Below are 24,686 nucleotides of genomic sequence, written 5' to 3' on the forward strand. Positions count from 1 at the left end.
TCATTAGTTTCCTGTGGCCTTTTTTGTTGCTCCTCCGTGATTAGTAACTCTTGGTCTTGTACTTATTTTTACCGGCTTTGTTGTTATACTTTGTTCAGATGCTTTGGAAGCCCATAGGAAGCCTTCACCAGGTTTCAAGACACTCATATCAGCAGAAGTCAAACTATTCAATTGAGTCAAGGATTTTTGAATATGCTTTAACCATTGTGGAGAGTTAAACTTATGGAGTAATACAATACTGCTTAATTCAATGATTTCATTTGGTAAGCTTGGTGGATCTTGACTAGCAATCATTATACTGACTCCTTTGTGCCTCATTTCTCGAATTGCTGTAACTATATTATTGGTCAAGTCCTTATTGTCCATATATTTATGAGCTTCGTCAAAAACAATGAACTTGTTAAAATGCTTGTCATTAAAAGTTTTTACCCCTGAAAAAATATTAAGCATAATCACAAATAACCCTAACGCTTCGTCCTTAACAATAAACTCATCTCGTAAATCTACAATGACTAATCTCCCCGGTTTCAAAACTCCTTTAAGAAAGAAACTATCATCAATATATTCTTGGGCAAAACTAAGTTTCTGCCTAGCTAAAGATTTTTGAGTGTTTGAAAGTAGTTCAGATGTCTCCACACTTTCTCTTAATCCTTCCAACGTAATATTTCGACGTTGTTCTTTCATCATAAATTTCAATTGTTTAATATATGATGAGTCGTTTCCCACTGCACCTAATAAAAACATCCAGTCTTGAACATTCAGCTCTTTAGAGTTAAAGGCTATAGGTTCAACCTGAATCGATGGAAATTCTTCTCTACGCTCGTCAACTTTATCCGAAGGAGTTAATATAACAACATCTTCTATCTTATCTGGTTCAGCACTATATAATTCTTTTAATTTCTCTAACTCAGTTGGGTTAGTATTAGCATTAATCATCGAAGTAAATTCCGGTTCGTAGTCCATACTTTCACTATAATGGAATATAACGCCCGCTAAAGGAGAAGGAAGCTTATTGATGTTCGAAAATTGCTTTAACACCATTTCGCTAATCGTACCGATTGTATAACTTTTTCCTCCACCTTGAACTCCAAATAAACTTATGGTATTGGTTTCGGACAGATCTATAGCAATTTTTTTGTTATGTATTGATGTACCGATAATTCCAAACTGATTAGAAACGCTATTTTTTCCTACAATAATATCAAATTCAGGTGTATTGTAAGTTGTGTCATTCTTTTCGGGAACAACTTGATTACTCTTTTCCTCTTCGTTAGATTCTGTTGGTCGGTCAATTGTAGATTCGTTATTATCCTTTTCAAAAGAGTCTTCTACGTCCTTTTCAGTTGAGTCCTGAATGTCTTGATTGCCTTTTTTCTGTTCGTCAGAAGATACCTTAAGTTTTGACTTAAACTTCTGTATAAATGGCTTTAACTTGTTGTTAGATTCGAATGCAGAAACCAATTCTTTATTAAGTTCTGTATCCTCCAATCTCTTAGTATTCAAATCAGAATCCGGATCTAAAATATCACTTATTAGTTTATGACCAAAAGTAAAAATGGTTGTATTGTCATCGAAATTTTGCTTTTGATGTTTTTGTTCAAAAGAAAAGTCGAAGATAAATCCTAATCGGATGAATTTTATTTCAAATCCATTATTAAGAGTTTGAATAAAATCAATATAGCTATTATAAGCATTTTCAGACAGATAATTATATCTATAAGCTCTTTCAATATAAAAGCTGAATAACGATTTTAATTCCTTGTTTTTTATTTCACGGTCTAAACGATCATTACTCTTGTAATCATTTGGATCAAAGTGATATTTGATTGTAGCAATTGTATTATCAATTTGCTCAATCATTCTCGTCTTTAATTCTTCTCGTTCTGCTATTCCTAAAGAACTTCTACATTTTATTTCTAAAACAGCTATTTTTATTTCTCTTTTCTCCTTGTTTATCGTAATAAACAAATTGTCTGCACGACTTTTAGAGTTTGTATTCAGGCTCTCAAAAAGATTTTGATGCAAATCAATCGGAATAAGAAATGCATTCTCCAACAAACCTTTTTTCTCCAAAACTCTTTTAGAAAAAGCGGTACCTATAGCTTCAAAAGCTTTGTTTTTTGAAGAGTTTAGTTGCAATACCAAAGAACTACTGATTGCTCTTAAATCTTCAAGAATAGTTTGGATCTTACTTCGGCTTTCAGCACTTTCCATATTTAATCCGAAAGATTCAAAATGAGGACTTAATAATCCTATTATCTCACTTGAAGGCTTAGTGGTAAGATAAGAGGAAATACCCGACACTTCTTCGCCAGGAACATAGTCTAATAGAAAAGGAATTTTCCCATTTTCAGAAGGCTGATCAAAAACTTGAGGACCTAAGTTTTTATCAAATGTAATTACCCAATCCGAATATTCGTGTAAATGTGCTAATAACACTTGATCTCTGTTCGTCAAACTTAATTGTGTAGCAGGAACAGCCTCTGTAGCATGGAAAGCCAAAGAACCTGACGTAAAAACCTGATACGAATTGTAAAGTTTATTAATCAGATTTTCTTTTGTATTTTCAATTTTGACATAATTATTCCAAGTTATTTTTTCAGGCTCCTGAATGATTTCAACATCAGTTGCTGGGTCAATAATTAAGCTGTTCAGATAAGCAGATTTATAGAATCTGTACGGTTTGTATAAAGTGATTTTTGTTGCAAATGGATTGACTAAAAAACTAATATGAGCATTGTAAATCTCTGGATTTTGTACAAAATCATTGATATTGTTAATAGAAAATCTCAATTTAGGAAACAATCTATTTTTTGAAGGCTGAGAAAATAGTTCGGCTTCTTCACTAATGTTTGTTTCAGGATTAAGTAAAGCTTTTAAAGCCAATCCGTGTTCAATCAATGATTCTTGTCCTACAAAAATTCGAACTTCAAACTTGGTATTGTAGTATTCAGGATACTTACTCACATCTACAAATGCATCAGCAAACACCTCAGCATCACCAACATTAAATAAATTAATGATTAGCATATCTGTATATGGATGTTGTATTAAAAAATTCTTTAGATGTTTAATTACTAATGTTTTACTAACATCATTATGAACGATATTTCCAGGATCAATATTCAATAAATGTTTAAAATAGTGTTTTAATTGATGTGAAATAGGAACAAGCGAATCATTTGGATTCAGTGTAAATACATTAATATAAATTCCCCAGCCGAAACTTAGTTCTCCAAGGTATTCATAGTTCATTAATTGACTGGGATCAACTAATACCAATGGATTGTTGCTCGGAATCAATTCTCCTAAAAATAAGTTTTCCAAAGATTGCCATTCCTTGATATGGTCATTATATTGAAGTGTCTTATTAAACCATTCCTCGAATTGGTCAATAAGATTCATAAACCAAGTCAACCTAAGTGGGTGAAGTGGCGATAATAAAACCGCAGAAACAGAACCTTCAGTTGGTAATTTTGTTTTAATTTTTACCGTATCCAAAAACTGGACTTCTGCGTAAAGAAGCTTGATATTTTCCTTGTCTTCTTCTGAAACTTCGGATTTTTCAATCTTTTTATTAAGATTTACTAACCAATTATTGTAATGTTCTAAATAGGCATTAATATCCTCTTTTAAATCGTAAAGATTTGTAGTTTCCAACACACCGTTCTCAGAATTATTTGAGTTTTTGATTTTCTCAAAAACAACTTTTCGTGATTCTAATAACTTCTTTGGAGCTATATCTGTCAAACTACTAATCCTGTATTCAATATTTTGTAATCCCAGCGTAGTGTTATTATTACTAATGGTCACGTTCGTAAAACCAAAGTGTTGACTATTATTCAGAATCTCATTTTCTATCAATCTTAGCTTTGATGACAACATAATTTGATAATTATGCTTATTTGAATAATTGATATGAAAGATAGATGATAATTTAAGTTTATCATCATTTAGCCAAGTGTTAGATTGATCGCTTGGAGTAGGACTATTTATAACAGTGTCTTGTCTCAGACCATCAATATTGTATTTGAAAAATGCTTGAAGAACATTGTTCAACTTATCTTTACGTATTGTTTCTTCTTTTTCGGTATTACTGTCAACTGCATAGTCGAAATCCTCCGAATCGCATTTCAATTTATAACGAAGTTCTTTTTTACTTTCAGGAGAAAATTCATTCTCTTCCCACTCTCGTTGTATCGAATCTTCATAAAAATCATCATTTACATTTAAAACATTCCCCAATTCATCTTCCGCTAATACTTTAAAAAAATATGAACCTTCCTCAATATTATTCGCATTGAGTTCTATTTTAGCTTCTCGATAGGCTTGTTTAGCATTTGTATTTTTTAATTTTCTAATCGTGATTATTTCTTGACCTGAAAAACCATCCACAGCCATTAAAACAACCCTGAAGTATTTCAATTCTTCAATATCTTTTGGTTCAGGTGTAGTTTTAAAACGAATAGTAACTTTTGGGTTAGAAGTCCCATCAGATAGAAGAACTTTTTTACCTTCCTCAATAGTAAAATCTGTTGATCGAATTTCAACAATTTCCAATTTTACTTCTTTAAAATTAAGACTTGGAATTTCCCATTTATCAAACCATAATTTGGGGTATTTTTCTCCAATTAACGCTACAAGCCTATTCAATGAAGTAATATCCTCTTCATCTTTGAATAACTGTATAAAATCTTTTTGAAGTGAATCTTTTTTTATTTGAAGCTCATCAACTCGGTCATAAACAGGTTTATTAAAAGATGCAAGTATATTACAACTTGTAATATTTAGATTAAGTCTTGAACGAATCAGATTCTCGTCTTCAACCAATTTAAGATCTGGCAACAAGTCTAAATAAAACAGATTTCGCCCAATACTTTCTTTTGTAAATAACTCCATTTCTAATGCTAAAAGATAGCTCAACAAGCTTGTTCGATTAGAGTTACCAATATAGTTAATCACGGTGCGAACAAATGCAGACAGCTCCTCTGGAATTTTATTCTGAAGTTTGGCAGCTAAAATAGGCTCTATGCGTTCCAAAGAAATTTCTTTAAACGTAGCATTGCCATAAGAATCTTCTGCAGCGGTTCTGCTATTTGAAGGAACAAGAATAAGCAATGGTTTTTTCTGCTGATTTCGCAATTCGATTAGTTTCGTTGCAGAAATATAATAATTACCTTGTTGTGTTTCATCAACAATATAAGTATCTAAGTTCTTGAAATGTGTTGCAATAACTTCCCAAAGCGAAAATAATTGCTCATTCCCCAGACCTGTAATTTTCATACAATGTCCCGGTTTAGCATTCTCGAACTCATTTTTGTATAGTTCTACAATTAGTTCGATGATGTATTGATAGTAACGTGTTAAAATATTGACGTTCATTATTTTTTAATTATGATAGTTCGTAACGAGGCCTTATTTTTTGCAGGATGTATGCATCACTTAAATCATTATAAAAGCCTATCTGCCTCAATTTTATTTTAAAGGCTTCTACATTTTCTTTAAACGCTAAGTGAGTATGAAGATCCGTGTTTTGAAAACGTTCTTCCTCTAATCCATTTATAATTAATCCATAACGTTCTTTCAGATTATTCATCAATTCTTCAATAGACAAGCTTTGAGTAATAAACTTATCGCCTTCCAAATGCAAAACCTGTATTTGAACCAAAGCTTCTAATAATCTGGTTCCAAGCATATATCTTCGAGGATATTTTTTACTTCTTCCTTGAGCTAAAAATCCTCTTTCGCTATTTTTTTGTGATAAACTGTCTAATAATTCTATGTGATCCTTATGTAAGCGTTTTCCTCTCACTTTTAAAAGTAATTCAACGTATCTATCAAAATAGGTCGTTTCATATTTTACCATTTCGGCGAGTAAGTCTTTATCATCTTCGTCTTGCTCATTATAGACGATATCCCAATACGCCTCAAACTTCGTTTCGTATTGATTCAACTCATTTTTAAGAACTTCCAACGCTTTTTCTATGCTATCCGAATTGGATTCGTCTAACTTTAGTTTTTGGATAATACTATTAATTTTAAATGTAGCTTTGATGTATTTGTATAGTGAATTATATGTTTTTTCCGCTTCAGCTATTGCAATAGAAGAAACTTTACTTTCAAAATCGTCTGTAGCATCAATCACAATATTCCAATCATCAACAACATCTTTTGTTCCCACCTCAATCATTTTTGGCAATAAATAAATGACTTTATTTATATACAAAGCGAGGTGAAATGAAGTAATTGTTTTCAGATAATCAATCAAAATATTTCTCGGGATTTTGGATTTATACACCAACAATCTTCGAACATCATCGCAAAATAATTCTGCTTGTTCTATTAAAAGAGGTTTTACTTTATTGAGCGTTGTGTTACTCTCCATAAAGCCAGGATTCACATTCTTTATCAAATATAAAATTCCCAAACTATCTACGTCCAATTCTTTTGATTGAAGTAATGTGTTGGTTGTTTTATCCCATCCCTCAGCTAAAAAATTCCGAAGATCTTCTTTTACAATTGGGTTTTGTCCTAACATCAGGTAAACTTGATCTGCTGTAAAATAATCTCTTGTATTGGGAACATTTCTTACCCGATAACTTTCAAGATGGATAGGTCTTAACGAAGATATTTTTTCTTTTTCAGAATTCCCACGGTTTACCATATTGACAAGATTGGTACGTAACCAAAGCTCTACCGCTTCGGGATTTTCTTTAAAACCTTCCAATTCATTACTTTCTTCCAGTTTTTGGAAAATGTTTTTTAGTTTATCAAGTTCAATAAAAACACTGTCACCCCTTCTTGTTCGTTGTTTAGGACGAATGCCTTCATGCTTTAAAAGCATAAAAAGATTGACCAAGGTATTATCTATTCTAATCGTTTTGGCATCAGCCGTAAAAAGGAGTTCATTTCTAAATGTACTTTCCTGTTTGTTTAGTTTGATTGCCATAGTTAATAGGTTAATTTTTTAATAGCGATTTTGTTATGATTCTTTTTGATCGAATAAAATAGAAGATTATCTGGTGTTACTACAATCTCATCGTAATTCAGATTCTCTAATAGGTTTTTAAACACAATCAATTCAATGAATTTACCTCGCAAATCATTCAACGAAGGGCTAAAACCTTTCTTAATAAAGTAAAGCATTTCATACAAATCTAATGAAATAGCTAACTCAATATGTTTATTTATTTTATGCCTAAAAATTAAGCTATCCGGTTCGTATTCCAGATATTTAATCAAATGGTCTGTGCGATTTACTATCAGTTCAAAATCGCCTAAGGGAAACATTTTAAAAGATTTTCCTCGAACATCTTTTACATCGGTCGAAGCAAGAATTAGATTTTCTTTATCCAACGAATCATTATCACATCCCTCGTTTAAAGAGACCGCTCTTGAAATTACCTGTTTTGTTGTTTCTTCGATTGTAGATTGGGACAATATAGAAACGAAGTCAAAAATAGATTTGTAAGGTAAACGTAATAAATACGAAGGCTTTAAACCTTTATTAGTCAGTTTTTCAGTAGTTTCTTCTGTAGAGATATCTTCCTTAAACCAACTTGTTTTTCCTTCAAAATAATGATGCCTAACAAACGCTTTATGCTTTTCCCTTATCGTTTGAATCAATTCTGGAGTCTGCTCATGTGCTGGAATAAAGTTTTTTTGTTCGTTAAAACTATCTAATAAATTAGATTCTCTTTCCGCAAATACAACATAGTCTTTTGGATTATGATTACTAAAAAACAACTCTCTGTCCAAATGTGGAATCGCAACTTCGCCAACCTCTGTTTCTCTTAAAAGCTTTATTAGGCGATCCTTATTTCCATTATCTTCCAAAATAGGATTGGTGATATTGAAATAATAATATTGCCAATATTTTTCAGGGTTTGAACCTTTTAACAATTCTATCTGCGATATTTCTTCACAAGAAACATCACGAGTAAGCATAAAGGCTATAAAAGAGCGTATATCACGCATTGTGATATGCAATTCGCGTTTTAAACTAACGGTTCTGATCAACCATTCTAAACGATTGATGACTGTTTCTCCAGAAGCCGAATCGTTTAAGGTATCAACATTGTACTTAATAAAACAATCTTTTGCTAATTCACAAGTTTCACATTTTGCCCACAGTGATTTTTGTGTCAATGCTTTTACTTGATTTTTAAATAAACTACCTTCCCCCGAATCATCCGCAACCACAGAACGAAGATTCAAATTGACAATCATTATACCTTCTGGAAGTTCTGTATGACCTTCTTCGTAAAAGTAATCTTCGATTAACTTAGCCAATTTATGATGCTTATTAGAAGTCTTTAAAAACTCGACTAAGCGTCCCTCATTTATCGCAATGATACGCCCTTCTGCTACTTGAGTGTACTGCTTAATATCTTCAAAAGGTTGAAAGAATTTTTCTAAAACGTCATTATTTATTTTGTTTTCTTCATCTTGAGAACCGTCATAGTTACTTTCATAACTTATGCCATTTATTTTAAATCTCGCTCCATTATGATGCGCAAAATGTTCAACATCTTTTACGGAAGGGTGTTGTTCGATCTTCTTAATAAATGCAGTCTTACCGTCTCCTGCATTTCCCGTAATAATAAGCAGTTTGTACTGTCCATCTACAATAGCCGGAATAAGACTTTTATCCAGCTTGGTAGGTGTGTACGTCTGTTCATCCAATTGATGCGCATTGCTGTTTACTCTTGTTCCAAAATTTCCATATTTCGATTGGCTATACAATGAGTTGATATATTGAATAATATCAACATCGGTTGTTATAGTCGTCGTATCTTTTGATTTCGTTTCCGGTGCAATATCTTCTAAAATCTGATCTTCAATGGCAATCAATGCATCGAACATTTCCCGTGCACTTTGAAAGCGTTGTGAAGCATCGGTAGCAATAGCTTTCAATAAAAAGGAAGCAAACTTATCCGATATTCGATGTTCAATTTCTTTAGGATTATTCGGCTGCCTACTTGCCATAGGTGTTTTTGAAGGATGCCACGGATATTGTTTACAAAGCAACTCATACAAAGTTACGCCGAGTGCAAAAGTATCTGTAGATAAATCCCAATTTACCTTATAGTTATCAATGATTTGATCGGGCGCTAAATAGGGAATTGTTCCAACAAATTCACTATTTTTCAAAGTAGAAGAAGCTACATTAAAATCTACTAAGACAAAGCGTTCTCCCTTATCCCAAATGATATTTTGCGGTTTGATATCTCGGTGTATAACAGGTTTTTCTTTAGATTGCATATCTACCAAAGCAGAAAGAATCTCTTTACCCACTTGATATATCTTATGAATAGGAAGTTTGGCATCTGTACGAGCATAATCACTTAGATTCTCCCCATCCAAATATTCCATTACAGTAAAAAACTGCCCCGAAGCGGCTTCATCATTCCATTTGAATTTTACTATATTGGGATGATTCAATTTCACCAATGCCTCGTATTCATCTTTTACAGAACTGAAGTTTACACTTTCATTAAAGAGTTTCAAAGCATAATAAACGTCTTGAATACGATGTTTAACTTTAAATACTTTAGAATAACCTCCTTTACCCAATACTTTGTGAATTGAATAACTGCCAATAGAATCACCTTCTTTTAACTCCTCAAAAGTTGATGGTTTTACAACAGTAGCAATCACAGGTGATGCATCTGCAATAGATTTGCTTTCTATGGCATTGGCGATAATATCTTGTAAGGTTTCTACACTTTCAATTCGTTTTAAGTCATCTGTTAAAATGGTTTGTGAGCAGATTTCATCAATCCATTTAGGCAAGTTGGGATTGATGTATGTTGGGAGTAAATCTGCTTTCAGTTTACCACCCATTTTATCCAAATCGTAAGGCGTTTTGAATGGTTCTTTGTCCGTAAACAACCAATAGATCAAAACCCCTAATGAATAAATATCCGAAACCGCACTGGCATCATTCACAGTCAGTTCCAAAGGATGATAAGCTGTTGCGTTATTTTGATTGATGGTTGGCATAACGGTATATCCTTCTTCACTGTGATCAATGAAATAAGATTTACCAAAATTACCCAGATAAGCATAACCACTACTCAAATAAATATTATCCGGATTGATATCTCTATGAAAAATACTCTCTTTATGGGCTTCTTTTAATGCCACAATTACATTGTTAATGATATCAATCTTTTCTTTGAATGTAAAGGTTTTGACACGAGCTTCTGAACGTAAGGAGTTTTCTTCCAAAAAATCAGAAATTTCATAGAAGAGATGATTGACCTCGTCGATGCGAAACTCTACATTCAGGATAAATGGTTTCGCTTTTAACTTATTGAGTGCGTGATATTGGTTCTTGATTTTATCTTCCCGTTTCTTCAGTTCTTCGGCAGATAAACCGCTTACCTGCAAAGCATATTCTTTAATTCTACGACGTACCGAAGTAACACCTTTTGGTTTTACCAAATATTCCGTAAAATTTGGTTCCTGCTGAATGATTTCCAACACTTCATAACCTTCAATTTCTCTTTTTTGTTCTGGAGATTTCTTGGATTGCTGACCGATTAAGAATTGCATTATTTCTTGTTGAATGTCAGCAATATCATCTTCTGATTTGCCAATGCTGTACGGATCGGTAATAAAATGAGTCAATTTCTTGTTTAATCCAAAGGTAAGCTTTTGTGCTTCGTGGGAAATAATAGGAGGATAAGTATTGTCAAAAGAAAAGGTAAGCATATTTTGAATCCACGCTTTTCCCCAAGCAAAGTTGGCTTCTTTAAGTTTGGATGCTAATATCGCTGTTTTTTGCCTACCTGTTTTTAGCGGATTAGGCATTTGTCTATCATTCAGATACCAATAATGGTCATCTCCTTCAATACGCCCTTTCCAATCTTTGTTTTCAATATTGTAAATACCATGCGGAGCTACCACAAGTAAATCGTATTCCCAGTATTGGATACGATTATTTTTGGGATTGGTAGAAGCAATCTCCACATTTGGGATTAAATAGTAATTATCCGGAAGATGTATCTCCAGATAATCTAGCAATCTCTTTTCCCCGGCATTAACGACCGATTCGAAATAAGGCGGTTTTATGATACTTGCCATAGGTCAATTTCTTTTTCTATTAAAGCAATGGCTTGGTTTTCTTTGACAATAGCTTCGTAAAAGTCTGTGTGAGCTTTACGAACATTCTTGTCTATATAATTCATTTGATCTATATCCATTAGCGGGACAGGTATTTTTGCCAATAGGTTTGGGATTGGTCTGCAAAGTTTTGTGCCAGTTTGCGTTGATCTAATCAATCGGAAGCCGTAATCAGAATTAAGCCAAGCAAACAAGTATCCTGAAGGAATTTCTTCATTAGTTTTCATTCTTATAAATTCTCCTGAAATTAATTGGCTCTCTAATTCTTCGTTTGCAAAAATTGCTCTACAAAAAGTCTCTCCTTCTCCCAAAGTTCCAACTCCTGCTATTAGAACTTCTCCATATTCAACCAACTTGACATTTCCCACAAAATGGCGAGATAATACTTTCCCTTTCTTGTGAATATCAAAAATATCAGACTGATTAAGTAGTTTGATCCCATTTATGGAGTTTGTTTCTAAACGCCTAAATGAACCTGTGGAAAAGAATTTATTTTGATTTAAGCAATTCTCTAAATTCAAATATTTCTTTTTTTGAATTGTATTAATAATTTTCTCAATTCTCTTTGAATAGTTAAATGCATTGATAGAAATAGAAGTAATTTCTTTGGCCTTTCTAACAAAAGTTGAAACATCTCTTCCAATAGCATGATTACCGAAATACTCGTAATCCTCTTTTTCTAAATTCGGCAAATCAAGGCTTTTCTTTAAAAAGGCTTCAACTTTATTCAACAATCTATTCGCTTCAACTCTTAATTCAGATGCCTCCACTATAAGCTGATGAATTTGCTGTTGTTTTTCTTCTGATAAGATAGGAATAGGTAACCTAGATAATGTATTAGGCTCAATTCGGGGAACAACGGAACCGTAAATATATGATTGCATATAATTGTAGGCTGTTTTTGAAGCTAAATAAGCATATAGATAGCCATAAGGTAATTTTGTATCATCTGGATTTACTCGAATAATATCTTGAGAACCTATTACGCCTTCTAAATCTTTTGTTATAAGTCTCACATTACCTACTGTTCCAGCACAACTCACCAAAATCTGACCTTCTTTCAGACTCATTTCTTCCTGTCTTGGTGTATATTTCTTAGAAATTATCTTCGCTACATCAAGAGGGTTTGTATTCATCATATGTTGCGCAGAAATATATGGATATCCATATTTTGTATCATCAACAAACATTCTTTTGAATATACCTCCCGTAAAAACAGAAGCAGACACATTTCCTAAACTATCAAAAGGAAATTCATTATAGATTGCTTTCTCTATTCTTATCTTACCATAATTCATATGATAGCTTGGTTTAAGAATATGAGAGTTACCTATAATTATTCTGGATTTTACCTGACTTACTTCCATTTTATCTATTTTAAAAATTCTAAATATGCTTTTGAAATTTTAGGCAAATCATCATCCAACAGCCGTTGTTTTTCAACACGAGTTTTTACAATTGGCTTCCCATCTTCCGGTCGATAGGCTACATATTTATTCTCCACCGGGAAAATAATTTCAGCTCCATCTTCATCTCGTAAATAGATTGGATTACCTCTTCGGTCTTTTCCTAACTTTTCGGCTATTGCCATAAATACGTCATAATCTTCTTCTCCTTCGTGGGCAATATTTCTTTCATTGGCAGATTTCTTTTGTAAGAACAAAAGAGAGGCTTGTACGCCAACTTGTGGGAGAAATGCCTCCACAGCTAAATCTACCGAAGCTAATATTTTGAACTTATCTAATATCCATTCTCTAACAGGCAAGGTATTGGGATTACCTAAAATACCATCTGGCAATACGATAGCCATTTTTCCGTCTTCTTTCAAAAAATTGTAACAGGCTTCTATAAACAACACTTCTGGGGCATTAGAATATTTGGATAATTCATAATGAATCGCAATATCTTCATCGACCTTTACTTTTGCTCCAAATGGAGGATTGGTAAATATGATGTCAAATTTCCCTCTGGCACTATTACCGTAAATACCCTCATTATCTTTCATTGCCTTTAAACTCCGATTGATTGCTTTTTCAATTTTCTCAATTTCTGTAGGATGCTCCCAGTTAGGATAAGCCAAAGAATTGACGTGAAAAATATTAGCGTGTCCGTCACCTGCCATTACCATATTCATTCGAGCCGCTTTCTTTAAATCCGGATCAAAATCAAAACCGAATATGCTGTTTTCTGCATATTCGCGAACTCTTTCGTTTACTTCGTAGGTGTTATATTTTGCAGCAAGTAATACTTCATCCGTAATTTCTGGATATAGTTTTTCTGCTATTTGTTTGCGAACATGATCCAATACCATGACCAAAAAACCTCCCGAACCGCAGGCAGGATCCAACACTCGTGTATTTTCATTTGGATTCATCATTTCTACCATCGCTTTGATGATGTTGCGAGGTGTGAAAAACTGACCAGCTTCTTGTTTCAGGGTATTACTTACAATGGTTTCATAAGCTAAACCTTTTACATCTACAGAAGCATCAAGGAAGGAGTATTTTGCCAATTCCCCTGCAATAAATGCAATTCCTTTGTCGGTTAATTCTATTGCTTCATTCCCATCAAATACATCCGAAAAAGTGCCTTCTGTTTTTAATTCTTCAAAAATTTTCTTAATTCTTTCTGCAACGGCTTTTCTACCTTCAACAGTATTTTGTTCTTTTACACCCACCCAAAAATAACGACGATAAGAAATACCGTCTGGCTGAGGCATAAAACGTCTTTTCTCATCATACAATTTACAGAAAATAAGATAGAGCAATTGCCAAAACGCATCTTTCTTCCGACCTTCATTTCCATAAATATAATCGTGCGAACGCTTAAAAACTTTGATTAACGAATCGTTTGCAGGCTTACGGCTATGCGAACGGTCTCCACGGTTTAAATCATCTAGGGTTTCGCCCAATCCCGGGAAATCAGATAAATCGGTAAAAGTATAATCAAAACCTATCTCGTCATCTTCTTTTTGTAAATACTTGATATCCGTGCCGTTTGTCCATAATCCGAATTCACAATTATCAGCGGCAGCCAAAGCATTCTCCAACGTAATAGTTACGCCTTTTTTCTTGTCGTTTTCCTTTATCTTTTCGTCCTGTACAATAGCAATTCGGATAATTTGATCTTGTTCGTGTGATTTCCCTTTTTCAAAAATAACGAGTTCAATCTTTTGTTTTTTATTTTTTCCGGTATCCGGATCGGTATAAATAATATTAAAATCCCGTTCCATATCGGTCAGATCAAAACCATACTCTTCGTTAAGCATACGGATTATGGACTGTAGGTTATTTTCCTGTGATGTTGCTTTTCTCGGTTTTTCCGTAAGAATACACATCACTTGATTGTCTTCTAATATTTGTTCTATTGTATTATTGATTCCCATTATTTTATTTTCTGGTTAAGAATTTGAAAGCAACATAGTATGTCTTCAAATTTGATATGATTTGTTTCTAGTATTTGATTGAATAAAATACTGTCTTCTTTTGCATTTATTTCTTTCTCCATAATCGCTTTTAATTTTGCTTTGTTATCTTCATTGTCAGATAAGAGCATATTGATATCTATACCTAATAGAGCTGCTCCAGCTTTTGTTATAGTAAAATTTTTTATATCATACACTTCTTCGTAATACTCCGCTGCGGCTCTTTCTTCGTGAATATTGAGATAGTTCAATAGAATAAATCCCATATCATCCGCGTCTTTATTACCTTTATGATGCCTGTCTTTCCAAGCAACCAATTTCAAAATAAAAATTCCTGCCAATGAAACAATATCAATCTCCAATGTGTCATCTATCTTAACCCTGACCAAATCCTTTTCTGCTTCTTCAAAACCCAATACGGTCATTGCAAAAGACTGGTCAGGCGGCCAGAATATTTTGTCTTCAGCAGTTGTAATCCCACCATACGGAACTATATCTAATTGAAAATCATTTAGATATAAAAACCGTTGTTGCTGTTTTGGATCTTTTTTAAAATCAGGCAGTTGCGTTATTTCGTATTCAATAGTTTTGAATTCCTCCCATTTATCCACAGCTATGGCAATATCTATGTCTTGAGTTCTTCTACCAGATCTTTCTCCGTGAAGTTCCATAATGATATCCCTTGCAGTTGCTCCGATGACGAAAAATTTGATTTCCAATTTTTGAAATACAGGGATTAATTCTGTCAACAATTTTTTTAATAATGGATGCTCCAGTTTTTCACTTGATATGTTATAATCCATTCTCTAGAATAATTTTAGCCGTTTCTATATTTCTATTATTACCGGTTCCTAATAAATCTGCATATACAACCAAAGGAGGAGCAGCATTTTCATTTTTTAAATAAAGACTATCTGTCCAGAATCTGCTATACAATTCAATGTTTCCTGCTTCGTCCGGAACAAGTTTCAAATCTTTTGCAACTTTGCTTATCTCTTCGTCTGTATATATAATATAATCCTTTGGTTTTAAATGTCCGGTTAAAAGTTCACCACCAGGCTCGCCTCCGCAATAGAGTTTCATATTATTATTTATAATATTATTTGTATTAAACTCATTTCCTAAAGCCCGCATTTTTCTTTTAAAAGTGCGAGGCTTTAAAAGCTCATTATATGCTATTACCCATCGCTCAATTATTTCATCCTGATTTTTTAGAACTCTTTTGTTTCTTGTTTTTAACAAGTAGTGGCTTTCTTCTAATTCTTTTAAAATATTACTTACAGATCCTAAAGCAATCCCTGTTTTTTCTGCCAATTCTCTATAGGAAAATTGTAGTGTTTCAGGATTAGAGACAAGTAGTAGTAGTAGTTTTAATCCCGCTTCTTGAAATGCTCGGGTTTGATTAGTTTTTTTATTTATTTTTCCTTTCTTACCTTCTATATATATAAAGAAGTTGTTAGCTTTTAAAAAAGCATTTCCGGAAGCATCTAAGTAATTGATGTTATTTTCTTTAAGCTCTAATGCTGTTTTTTTAGTTAAGTAGTCAGCAATGACTACATTGCTTTTTGCATGATTAATTTCTTTCAAACTAGACATAATGATTCCATAATTTGCATTTTTTGCATTTTTCTTTGCAATACAATAAAATGTTTGTTCATTGATTTGAAGCACTACATCATAGCCTTCCCTAAAACTTTCAATGGCAATAGGAAGGCCTGTTATTTCTTCTAATGAAGCAACAGCTTCATAAACAAAATCATTATCTCTATACATTTTCTTGTTCAATAAAATTAAGCGTTCAGCAGGAATGAACATTCAAAAATAGTGAACAAAAATAGATTAAACAAACTTTTAGAGAGAAAAGTACTTTAAATTTTTCTACCGCCTTTCTTCTTTTTTTTCATCCAATTAGCAAACAACTATTCCTCCTAATTCACACCTGTGCCTCGGGTAAAAAGCTGAATAAACTAATATCAGAATTAGAAATGCTATTGTGAAAGAAACTCCAAAAGGTCGTTAGCTGGTAAATTGTTTTATATTGATTTTGGAAACAAGGAAACTTAATTACCTGAAAAAAGATGAAGTGAAAGAATCTCTACATATTTAACACTATCTTTTTCTTCCCACAGTCGATACATTTTCCAGATTTATGCTTTCTCTCGGTAATAGTATTACGTCGACAGAATTTTTAATCGCCATATAATCAGCAGTATTTACTTTCAGTAAAGCATTATGCAGAATTAAATTTTCATCTGCTCTTTCTTTTACATAATTTATAAGCTCATTCATTTTGAGTTGCTTTGCTTTTTCCTCCGTATATTGAGTAATTAAATTATCTTTTATCTCCGGAAGCTCTTCCAGTTTTTTATCCAGCTCCGCTATTTTATCCTCTGTAGCCCTTGTTTGCTTCTCAATTTCTGTAACATTCACTCCTTTTTCAGCTAAATTCTGGATTGCTTTTTGAACCTCATCTTTTGCGAGATCAATCGTTTTTTGATACGACGGAAGCTGGTTTTTCCAATATTCTGAGTCCTCTCCTTCTTCTTTAGAATACCCTAAAATCCTGTTATAACTATACTCTGCTTTGGTCACTCCCTCCTGAACTTTGATAAAATCCTCGTATTTCCTTAATACAAAGGCACTATCCGCAAGGTGTTTGTTTTTCTCACTTTCAATCCGTTTTTTCATCAGTTCAATCTCAATATTAGTCCTTGTTTCCGGATTGGTAATGATTGATGTCTTGAGCTCCTGGGTACTGATATCCGAAACATCCAATACATCCGCCCCTTTTTTCATGGCTTCTAAATATCGTGCCTGTTTAGCCTGCAATTTTTGAAGCATAAAGACATCAATACTGTCATTGGTTAGCATAAAATTGACTCGCACATTTTCATTTTTATTCCCTTGTCTCCATATTCTTCCTTCCACCTGTCGTAAAGAAGTAAAATTATACGGTAAAGAAAGCAGATAAAGATCGGTTGTGTTTTCCTGAAGGTTCATTCCTTCCTGAATGGCTTCGCTGCCTATAATAATTTTAATCTTCCCAGAATTAAAATCATCCTGGATTTTTAACCTGTTAGGTTTACTTGTTGCTCCGGTAATGATTCCAATCTCTTCAGGTTTATAACCAATTTTCTGTACAAGATATTCTTTCAATTTAGGAAATTCTGCAACTGCTAGTTCTGAATAAATAATCTGTCCTGAATCCGGAATGTCTTTTTTATTCTGCCGGATCAGCTCCATCATCTGCCTTAGCTTCGGAGAGTTCTCTATAAATTCCTGCAGAGAAGGCTCTTCTCCATCATAATAAGGTGACAAATACGGAGAAATGGCAATCAACCTTGCATTAAGGATATGGGTAAGAATCGCTCCTTTCTCCGTTTCACTAAAGCTTTCATTAAGCAAATCATATTGCTCTTTCGTCAGGTCATTCTGTTCAATCTTGTATTCTTTATTGATTTTGTTGGGACGCTTCAATTCTGGGTTGTCTTCTTCTCCTTTGATGTCAATGAATTCAGAAAGCAGCTGCTGAAACAAAGAATTATTCTTAAACCTACGGACATTCGCTTTGAATTTCACATCACCTTTAGCATCAATTTCCATATCATTATCTGCCTCCATAAAGGTTTCAAAAAATGTATTGACATTGAAGTAACCGGACTCTTCCAAGCGTTTATTAGCGATCAGGGATAAAATGGAATAATACTCCAAAGGCTTGTTTGTAAAAGGGGTAGCAGAAAGCAGTGTAACATTCCTGCCATCATTCTTATCCTGAATGTATTGCGCCGCCATCCAGGTATTGATTCCCAGTTTTGAGGTCTGCTGGTTTTGGCTCCTGAAATCCGAAGCAAATCTACGGTCTTCTACTCTAACCTTCCCTACGATATGATTGGCATTATGGACTTCATCATAAGTAAGATGGTCAAAGCCAAAATCTTCCCAATCATAGATTTTACCACGTTTCATTTTTCCCTCCAGTTCTTTTTCTTTCTCCAGTTCTTTCTGAAAATCCCTTTCGCTAATGGAATTAACACTTTTTAGTTCACTTTCTGAAATGTAAGAAAATCGGGAAGCCAGCTCCTGGGTAATATTTTCAGAAAAACCGATATTATTAAAGCCTTCATAGGTAACTATGGTAATCTCTCCGTCCTTATTATCAAACTTTGAGAGATCATAGTCTTTACCCAGGTTTCCCAGTATATTCACTTTCGCATGAGGAATGGTTTCAAAAATTGTTTCCACCCATTGTTTGAGAATACTCTCGTTGGGAATAACAATTAAAGGTCTTTTTGCATTTCCACGCTCCATAGCTTCGTGCATAGATAAGATTCCGGATAAAGTTTTCCCAAAACCAACCTCGTGAGCTAATAATCCAACTCCTTTTGTGGTTTGTCTTCCGATTCCAGCTTTCTGAACTTCCGTTAGTTTTAGTTCTCTTCCTTTGAAATTAAGATGAATTTTAGAGAACAGCGGAAACTTGGAATAATCAGGAACATGGATATTATTATAGTTTCTGTTAAAGTCATTTACGAAACGCTGTCTTAGTTCATCCGATAACTCTTCTCTCAAAAATTTATAAAACAAATCGTTAGCAGCAGCTTTTCTCCTTTCACGGACGAGAGCATTTCTTTCTTTATCGCTTCCCGTAACGGTTTCATTATCCACAAAGCCTCGGACTTCCCATGACGATGACCCCGCAAAGGCATCGCTGGGTAAACTGCTTACAAAATCCTTAAATTTCTCTGCTAGTGTATAATTTTCAATGACCGGCTCTGTGCTTTTTGTAATTGAATTATATCGTAACCTTTCAATAGTCCCTAAATTAAACTGATGAATGAATTCATGGTTAGGGCTGATATAAATTTCATCAAGGGATTTAGGCTTGGGTAAAACGCTTTCTAATAAGAATTTTTGCTTTTCGTATTGATTTTCCGTTCCCCCAATAGCATATTTATCTGCAAAGTCTCTTTCCAATTGTTCCAACTTTGCACAAATATTCCCTTCGGCATAGTAAAAATCATGTACCCATTTTCCGTCTATATAGTTGGCAAATTGATAGTGCTTTCCTCGATTATGTAAAGTTCCGTCATATGAGGTCTCCCTGAAAGCTTCGACCTGTTCGTTTGAAAGCTCAGAGCTGTTTTGAAGTGATGTATTTACAATATCATCGGATTTGAGGAATTGATACTTTAGAACTCCTTTTTTAAGCTCCGGTTTGGTCTGAATTCTATACTCTGTAGTTTTTTCATTTTGAGACTGAATAATTTTCTTCGCTTTTTGGAGGATTTCATCAATTAGGCTTTGATCGAATTTCTTTGGCTCGCTGGCAATTTGGGATTGAATCTTAGCATACTTCTCAATCTCCTTTATAACGGCCGGAGATTTGAATTTTACAGAATTAAGTGATGAAAGTACCTGTTCAACCTTTTCCTGGACTTCAGTAAGATTTATCTCACCAGGCTCAGAATCTACAATACCCTCCTGGTGGGTCTCCGTTTCATTATTTTTTAAGATGATTTTAGGTTCTTCTTCAGCTTCCAGGAATAAATCTTCAAAAAGATTCCCGATTCTTTCGGTTTCTTTTTTGCCTCTCAGCTGGTCAATTCTTATTAAAGCATCCTCTAAATTTCCGTGAATATAGTTTTCCTGACGTCCAAACCGATTGGTTTTCTGCCGGGTTTCACCCAGAATTTTTTCCGGATTAATTTCAAAATAGCTGGAAATATCTGTGGAAATTTTCTGAGGGTCTTTTCTTAGAATAATAATATCCGTACCAATGGCAGTTCCGGCAAAAGCACCGCTGGGCAAGCGGTATCCCTTCATTAATTCGGCATTGTTCAATTGGTTTTGACGGTTGAGCCAGCCCGAAGGCAGTACCATCGCCAAAATGCCACCGGGTTTTAAGGAATCTAAAGAACGTTTGACAAAATAATCTTCATATTTTGAGATTTTCGGCTCTTCACCCAAACCTTTATATAATCCCCGATGTTCTCCGTAAGGTGGGTTACCAATAACCAGATCATATTTTTCGGAAAATCCTTTTTTGCCACCTTTCTCATCAATAAATTCCGTTTCAAAGGAACGAAGATGGATATCAGCTTCGGGATGAAGGATTTTTGCTATTCTGGCTGTGGTTTCGTTGATTTCAAAAGCCGTAATACTGGTTTTTATACCCAAATCTTTTGCAGCATGGAGAAAGTTTCCTGTTCCTACACTGGGTTCCAATATTGAAATTTCCTGACGGCTTTTAAATCGGTCTTTGATTAAATTGCGGACGGCATCCACAATCCTTGAATCGGTGTAGTATTCATCTAAAATCCCTCTGCCTTCTTTCGCTGTTCCACCGCTTTTGAACTGCCTACAAATATCTTTCAGTTCATCAGTAGGGCTAAGATTTTCATTTAGAGAAATTTTGTGATTCCCCGAAACAAAGCAAGCTGCGGAAACCACTTCTGCAACTTGCTCGTTGGTCAGCTTCTGACCTCTATACTTTGAAATGAGAATATCTAAATCCTCATTATTTTTATTGGATAAATCTAATCCTGATCTATTGGATAAAGTTCTCCCGGATACGATTCCGCCCACGGAATGTTTTCTTCCTTCATTTTCTTCATCATTCTGCGGTTGTGCTCTGTCATTGGATCTTTCTCTTGTTCCTCTGTTTCCAGAATCGCTCCGCTTTGTGCCTTCAAATCCATTTCCAGCATGGTGGCTGCCCATAGCTTGTCCTCCCGGGTGATTTCCGTTTTGCTCGGATTGGCTGCTTTGGAGAGGCTTTCCAGAATTTCGTTCAGAAAGTTCGGATCCCACGTACTGAGTGTTGGGAATTCCGTTTCGTTTATTATTAAGGTTTGCATCTTCTGAATTTTTTGGTTCGACTAAAATAGTATTTTTATTTTGAAGATCTAGTTTGTTTTCTAAATACTCACTTAGGCTTTGATTACCGTTTTCTGAGATTCCATATAAGGGACGAATGTCCTTTATATTTTTCCCGTTTAATTCATTAAGGATTTTCAGGGTCATCATATTTCCTGTCCGATCTCCATCCAGGCAAAGGAATATTTTCCCCTCATAGTTCTGATACCTGTTAATAAACTTTTTGGTATTTGCACCGGAATGAATGGCAACAAGGGTTCTGTTATTATTCTGATTATTTAATTTCAGCAGTTCCAGGAATGAATGCCTGTCCTTACTGCTGTTAAAAACAATCAGTTCATTTTTATTCCCTTCTATTACGGAAATATCATCGATATTATATGCTAGCTGATTTTCATTCACTTTCCCGTTTTTTTTCAAAATGATTAAATTCAAAAAGTTCTTTCGCAGTATCATCCCAGTTTTTTCTGGGCAGTAATTGAAGCGTTACAAAAACGTCCTCTTTTTTATTGTAAGAATCAATACGTTCCAACCGTCCATGATAATCCTTTTCGGCATGTCTGTACAGCGAATAAGGTAAAATAGTGTCTGTCGGATAGATATAAAATCTTGTGTACGTCCAGGGAGAATTAATCTCAAAACGTTTGTATTTCTTATGGAATAAAACCGTGTCTGGCAGATTTCTTCTGTTCCTGTAGTTGGGAATCCATTCTTTTGAAAACACAGCTCCTTCTTTCTTTTTCCAAACCAGAAAAGGCTGTTGTTTCCTGGAAAGATCAGAAAAGATGAGATTACGCTCCATGAGGTCAATGGGATAACAGAGTGAATCCCTGATATAATACACCTGTCTGTTAATTTCAGGAAATGAAAGGTCAGGAACATATTCTATAAGCTGATCCTGAGAATAATTTATTTTCGATACATGAAAACTCTGCATGTTGTCCAGCCCCTTGGACGCATTAAAATAGACATTGGAAATCAAATCAATTCCGCCTTTCTCGGATTTGATTTCTTTGTGACAGGAACTGATAGTGAAAAGAAAAAGCAAGTATGGCAGTATTAAACTTATTTTCATATGGGTAGATTTTAAAAAAGCGGCAAATCATCATCAGACTTACCGCTTTCAGATAATAGGTAGGAAATTTTATCGTTTGATGCTTTGCTCTCTTACATTGGCTTTATCATGTTCTCTCTCATCTTCCAAACCCTGTAAAGGCTTGTTGGTATTGATCCTGTTCATATCCTGATCATACAGGTTCAGATTTTTGTACTGGGGATTAAGAACCGCTTTTCCCTCTATAACCCCTTCATCCAATTCAAACTTCACCTTAACCACGTTGCCTTTTTCCAAAGATTTTATCGTATTCTCCTTATATTCAGGCTTATCAAAGACCAGATTGGACTTTTCTACAATTTCAGCGGTATCAATACCATAGTTTTTATAAAAATTCTGGAAATTATAATTTCCTTTTTCTGTTTTAGGCTCTTTAAAGTCGAGCTTGACAAAAGCAGGCTCCAACTGGTCTGTTTTCGGATTGTGAAATTCTATTTTCACAGAACGTCCTTCCAGAAGATTAACAGCCTCTTTAGCAGTAAAGGTGCTTTCTTTACTCACATAAAAATTGTGGGAAAAGCTTTCATTTTTTTCATTTTTCAACGTTGCCTGGTAGGAATTAAAGAAAACACCTCCTTTTTCGCTTTTGTTGAATTTTAAAATAAAATCTACGGTATTTCCGGGCAATGCTTTGTCGGAGTATGTCTTGATTTCAAACTGCTGTTTGCTAGACTCAATACCTTTTTCCAGGTCTTTGTGAAGTTCTTCTGCTTCTCCAAAACCAAGGTATTTTAACTGGTCTTTTAGGTATTGAACCTGATCGAATTCTTTTGTTGTTTCCATAATGTTGGGATTTTGATTGTTATTAATTGATTTATGATGAATCAGGGCCAGAAGTCTTTTTATTTCACTATCAATAAAAGACATAGCAATGATATCATCGTTCACTTGTTCTATTTTATACTGGTCTTTCTTTAGCTTTAATAGATTTTCTAATTCGCCATCTGACAGATTCATTAATTCACTGCTGCTATACCCTTCGATGGTAGTTTCCACATGGGGATTATTTTTTTCCATTTGAAGGGACGATGTTATTTCATACATTTTCCTATCATTATTAGCATGAATTACTGACTGATCTGTATTAATGGCTTTAATTGTTGCTTTAGTTTCAGCAGAAAACCGATTAGAAAGGTCATACAGTAAGGCTTTGAATGCATCCGGTCTTCTTTCGACATTGGAATCATGGATCATATGAATATCAAAATTGTACCTGTCAAAAACTAAATATGCATTTTCTAAAAAAAGATTATATTTTTCTATCTTTAGCTTATAGGATTCCTTTGCTTTCTCATAAGAAGATTCTCCCCTATCATAAGACTCATCTCTGAAGTCGTAAAAATCAGGCTGTAGTGGTGGTTCTGTAAAAATGTATGTCAGAACTTCCTTTCTTAACTGTTCATCTGCATTTTGAAGAAATAATGCCAGCTCCAACGTCTTAATAGATTTCGGATGGGTAAAATCAAACATACTTTCCTGCTCATTTTCATAATATTGAGTAAGCATATCCTTGAGTTCATCAAGCTTCGATTCTCTGTTCTCTACACTACCTAAATTCTCTTGTATAACATTTCGAGTACCGGGATAAAAACTCAGATTATCTTTAACAAGTTCATTCCTGATATTTTTTATTTTTTCTTCACTGGGTACTGATTCTCTACTTTCAGGATAAGAAACATTCATGTCATTTTTAGAATTTTTATACCCAAGAATCTCTAAAAACTTGATTTCTCTCACCGTAAAGACTCTCTCACCATCCTGAAAAAAATGTTCAGGTGATGTATTTTCTTTTTCTTTTACAAAATCTTTATAAGCCCGGGTTAGAGGAGTAATATTCTTATCATACCAGCTTAGATCATTTGTTGTTCGCATAATGCCTGGATTTTGATTGTTCGTAATATGGTCTTGTAATTGTTGCCCTAAATTGATGGGTCGCAAATCAAATGGTTCTGCATCCAGTCCGTAATCAAACGTATAGCCAATAGCTTCGCATTCTTTCTGAAAAATCTCACAATCATTATAATCAAGCCCCCAGTATGCTGATTTTTGCTGCCATTTATCACAGACTGCTTTCAATTCTTCCGGAAGAAGCTCATAATCTTCAAATAAATCCATTTTAAAATTTTATTTTGAGATTTTATA

10 protein-coding genes are annotated in these 24,686 nt (G+C 34.1%); all 10 read right to left on the reverse strand.

Annotation, left to right across the window (positions count from 1 at the left end):
* Positions 1-3: 3 nt before the first annotated feature.
* The 10 genes from mads8 to ACWPWS_RS18450 all read right to left on the reverse strand — a co-directional run bounded on the left by mads8 (position 4) and on the right by ACWPWS_RS18450 (position 24,659).
* Positions 4-5,283 (reverse strand): methylation-associated defense system ATP-binding protein MAD8, encoded by a 5,280-nt coding sequence (gene mads8 / locus ACWPWS_RS18405; protein WP_228426233.1) that lies wholly within the window; start codon positions 5,281-5,283, stop codon positions 4-6.
* 109 nt (positions 5,284-5,392) lie between these two features.
* On the reverse strand, positions 5,393-6,949 hold the full coding sequence (gene mads7, locus ACWPWS_RS18410) for a methylation-associated defense system protein MAD7 (protein ID WP_454047500.1): 1,557 nt from the start codon (positions 6,947-6,949) through the stop codon (positions 5,393-5,395).
* Positions 6,950-6,951: 2 nt separating this feature from the next.
* A complete protein-coding gene (mads6, locus tag ACWPWS_RS18415; protein WP_098972123.1) occupies positions 6,952-11,091 on the reverse strand; it encodes a methylation-associated defense system protein kinase MAD6 in 4,140 nt (1,379 codons plus the stop codon).
* Positions 11,076-12,497 carry a methylation-associated defense system restriction endonuclease subunit S MAD5 gene (gene mads5 / locus ACWPWS_RS18420; RefSeq protein WP_098972125.1) on the reverse strand — a complete coding sequence of 474 codons (1,422 nt, stop codon included), beginning with the start codon at positions 12,495-12,497 and terminating at the stop codon, positions 11,076-11,078. Before mads5 ends, mads6 begins: the two co-directional genes overlap by 16 nt.
* A gap of 5 nt (positions 12,498-12,502) precedes the next feature.
* A complete protein-coding gene (gene mads2, locus ACWPWS_RS18425; RefSeq protein ID WP_098972127.1) occupies positions 12,503-14,515 on the reverse strand; it encodes a methylation-associated defense system DNA methyltransferase MAD2 in 2,013 nt (670 codons plus the stop codon).
* The gene (locus ACWPWS_RS18430; protein ID WP_098972129.1) at positions 14,515-15,357 is read right to left on the reverse strand and encodes a nucleotidyl transferase AbiEii/AbiGii toxin family protein; all 843 of its coding nucleotides are present in this window, start codon (positions 15,355-15,357) and stop codon (positions 14,515-14,517) included. The genes mads2 and ACWPWS_RS18430 overlap by 1 nt, the downstream gene beginning before the upstream one ends.
* A complete protein-coding gene (locus tag ACWPWS_RS18435) occupies positions 15,347-16,369 on the reverse strand; it encodes a type IV toxin-antitoxin system AbiEi family antitoxin (RefSeq protein ID WP_098972130.1) in 1,023 nt (340 codons plus the stop codon). The genes ACWPWS_RS18430 and ACWPWS_RS18435 overlap by 11 nt, the downstream gene beginning before the upstream one ends.
* A gap of 294 nt (positions 16,370-16,663) precedes the next feature.
* Positions 16,664-21,850, reverse strand: a complete 5,187-nt coding sequence (locus ACWPWS_RS18440; RefSeq protein ID WP_454047501.1) for an Eco57I restriction-modification methylase domain-containing protein — start codon at positions 21,848-21,850, stop codon at positions 16,664-16,666.
* Positions 21,825-22,505: a hypothetical protein gene (locus ACWPWS_RS18445; RefSeq protein ID WP_098972134.1), complete on the reverse strand. Its 681-nt coding sequence runs from the start codon at positions 22,503-22,505 to the stop codon at positions 21,825-21,827. Before ACWPWS_RS18445 ends, ACWPWS_RS18440 begins: the two co-directional genes overlap by 26 nt.
* A gap of 69 nt (positions 22,506-22,574) precedes the next feature.
* Positions 22,575-24,659: a hypothetical protein gene (locus ACWPWS_RS18450; RefSeq protein ID WP_185117691.1), complete on the reverse strand. Its 2,085-nt coding sequence runs from the start codon at positions 24,657-24,659 to the stop codon at positions 22,575-22,577.
* Between the last annotated feature and the right edge of the window lie 27 nt (positions 24,660-24,686).

The sequence above is a fragment of the Chryseobacterium sp. Marseille-Q8038 genome (assembly GCF_965111995.1).